Annotated in this window: 2 rRNA genes; both read left to right on the plus strand. The window is 47.7% G+C overall.

Annotated features, from left to right (window positions below):
• Positions 1-60: 60 nt before the first annotated feature.
• Positions 61-2,943, plus strand: a 23S ribosomal RNA gene (locus F0L74_RS07515).
• Between the two features lie 145 nt (positions 2,944-3,088).
• Positions 3,089-3,200: ribosomal RNA gene (gene rrf / locus F0L74_RS07520) — 5S ribosomal RNA — on the plus strand.
• Positions 3,201-3,270 lie beyond the last annotated feature (70 nt).

The following is a 3,270-nucleotide window of genomic DNA, read 5'->3' on the forward strand; positions in this document are numbered from 1 at the left end:
AAAGTTCTTTGACATATTGGGAAACAAGTTGTATACGTAAGTATTAAATTGTTTAAGATTTTTAAAGCGAATAAGGGCGCATGGTGGATGCCTAGGCTCTAGGAGGCGATGAAGGACGTGGTAAGCTGCGAAAAGCTACGGGGAGCTGCAAACGAGCGTTATATCCGTAGATATCCGAATGGGACAACCCAGTACACTGAAGGTGTATTACCCGCAAGGGGGCCAACGCAGGGAACTGAAACATCTAAGTACCTGCAGGAAAAGAAAATAAATTAATGATTCCCTAAGTAGTGGCGAGCGAACAGGGAAGAGCCCAAACCGGGATGGCGTGCTGTCCCGGGGTTATAGGACCACATTTAGAAAGCTAGATCAAGTTGAATCATCTGGAAAGATGAACCAAAGCAGGTGAAAGTCCTGTAGGCAGAAATTCTAGTGGACGAGTGGTATCCTGAGTAGTGCGGGACCGGAGGAATCCTGTATGAATTTGCCAGCACCATCTGGTAAGGCTAAATACTCCCTAGAGACCGATAGTGAACCAGTACCGTAAGGGAAAGGTGAAAAGCACTTCGAACAGAAGAGTGAAATAGTTCCTGAAACCGTGCGCCTACAAGCGGTCGGAGCCTGTTAAAGGGTGACGGCGTGCCTTTTGCATAATGAGCCTACGAGTTACTCCTCACTGGCGAGGTTAAGCACTTAAGTTGCGGAGCCGTAGCGAAAGCGAGTTCTAACAGAGCGTTATAGTCAGTGGGGGTAGACGCGAAACTTTGTGATCTATCCATGGGCAGGTTGAAGGTTTGGTAACACAAACTGGAGGACCGAACTCATTAGCGTTGAAAAGCTATGGGATGACCTGTGGATAGGGGTGAAAGGCCAATCAAACTGAGAGATAGCTCGTTCTCCCCGAAATGTTTTTAGGAACAGCCTCGTTTATACAAGTATCATAGAGGTAGAGCTACTAATTGGGCTAGGGGGCTTCACCGCCTACCAAACCCTAATAAACTCCGAATGCTATGATATAAGAACGGGAGTGAGGCTGTGGGCGCTAAGGTCCATGGCCGAGAGGGAAATAACCCAGATTAACAGCTAAGGTCCCTAATCGTATGTTAAGTTGAACAAACGCAGTTCAAATCCTATAACAGCCAGGATGTTGGCTTGGAAGCAGCCATTCATTTAAAGAGTGCGTAACAGCTCACTGGTCGAGGGTTTGAGCACGGAAAATGATCGGGCATCAAACATACAACCGAAGCTTTAGGATTGCTTACACGAGTAAGTAATCGGTAGGGGAGCATTCTAAACTGCATTGAAGGTGTATCGCGAGATATGCTGGAGCGTTTAGAAAAGAAAATGTAGGCATAAGTAACGATAAATAAGATGAAAAATCTTATCGCCGTAAGACTAAGGGTTCCTGATCAACGTTAATCGGATCAGGGTTAGTCGGGTCCTTAGGCAAACCCGAAAGGGGCAGCTGATGGCAAACTGGTGAATATTCCAGTACCTGCTATAATTTCGATGGGGTAACGGAGGAGTGAAAGGACTGCGCACTTACGGAATAGTGCGTTAAAGGGTGTAGTTATATTCTGTGTAGGAAAATCCGCATGGGGTGATGAACCTGATAGTACTGCAAAGCTTCGGCAGCGCAGATAATGTCCCTAAACAGACTTCCAAGAAAACCCTCTAAGGTTAGGTTATAGCAGCCCGTACCGTAAACCGACACAGGTAGTCGAGGAGAATATCCTAAGGCGCTCGAGTGATCCGTGGTAAAGGAACTAGGCAAATTGACGCTGTAACTTCGGGATAAGGCGTACTGCAGTGATGCAGTCTCAGTAAAATGGTCCAACCAACTGTTTAACAAAAACACAGGGCCCTGCAAAATCGTAAGATGACGTATAGAGCCTGATACCTGCCCGGTGCTGGAAGGTTAAGGAAGGGGGTCAGCCGCAAGGTGAAGCTCTTGACTGAAGCCCCAGTAAACGGCGGCCGTAACTATAACGGTCCTAAGGTAGCGAAATTCCTTGTCGGGTAAGTTCCGACCTGCACGAATGGTCTAATGAGTTGGACACTGTCTCTACCACGAGCTCGGTGAAATTGTAGTATCGGTGAAGATGCCGGTTAATCGCAACGGGACGGAAAGACCCCGTGAACCTTCACTACAACTTAACATTGATTTTGAATCACAGATGTGTAGGATAGTTGGGAGACTACGAAGCAGCTTCGCTAGGAGTTGTGGAGTCAACGTTGAAATACCAACCTTCTGTTATTTAGAGTCTAACCCGGCAACGGGGACATTGTTTGGTGGGTAGTTTGACTGGGGTGGTCGCCTCCTAAAAAGTAACGGAGGCTCGCAAAGGTACCCTCAGTACGGTTGGTAATCGTACGCAGAGCGCATTAGTAAAAGGGTGCTTGACTGTGAGGCAGACAAGCCGAGCAGGAGCGAAAGCTGGCTAAAGTGATCCGGTGGTTCTGCATGGAAGGGCCATCGCTCAAAGGATAAAAGGTACTCCGGGGATAACAGGCTGATCTCCCCCAAGAGCTCATATCGACGGGGAGGTTTGGCACCTCGATGTCGGTTCGTCACATCCTGGGGCTGGAGAAGGTCCCAAGGGTTCGGCTGTTCGCCGATTAAAGTGGCACGTGAACTGGGTTCAGAACGTCGCAAGACAGTTCGGTCCCTATCTGTTGTGATCGTTAGTAAATTGCGAGGACATGACCTTAGTACGAGAGGACCGGGTCGTACGTACCGCTGGTGTATCAGTTGTGCCGCCAGGTGCAGTGCTGAGTAGCTATGTACGGCATGGATAAACGCTGAAAGCATCTAAGCGTGAAACCAACCTCAAGATGAGTTTACTTTTAAGGGCCGTCAGAGACTATGACGTTGATAGGCTACAGGTGTAAGGGTGGTAACATCGCAGCCGAGTAGTACTAATTGCCCGTAAGCTTTAATTTTATTTAATACATTTAGTATACAACTCCCAATATGTACATTATTGAGCAATCAACGGCGAAAGGTTCCTGGACAACCAGAGAACAAGTAGCGGTTGACGGCAAAACAGCTGGAAAGCGTAAGCTTACAGCTGCTCCATAAAGATCTTATGGTGGTTATGCCGAGGGTGTTCACCTCTTCCCATTCCGAACAGAGAAGTTAAGCCCCTCATGGCCGATGGTACTGCACCACAATGCGGGAGAGTAGGTAGCCGCCGTATTTATTAAAAAGGTCTCGACTTCTTTGTCGGGGCCTTTTTTATCGCTCTAAAAGAAGAGAGAAGATCGTTC

The sequence above is a fragment of the Chitinophaga agrisoli genome, from assembly GCF_008386695.1.
Taxonomy (GTDB): domain Bacteria; phylum Bacteroidota; class Bacteroidia; order Chitinophagales; family Chitinophagaceae; genus Chitinophaga; species Chitinophaga agrisoli.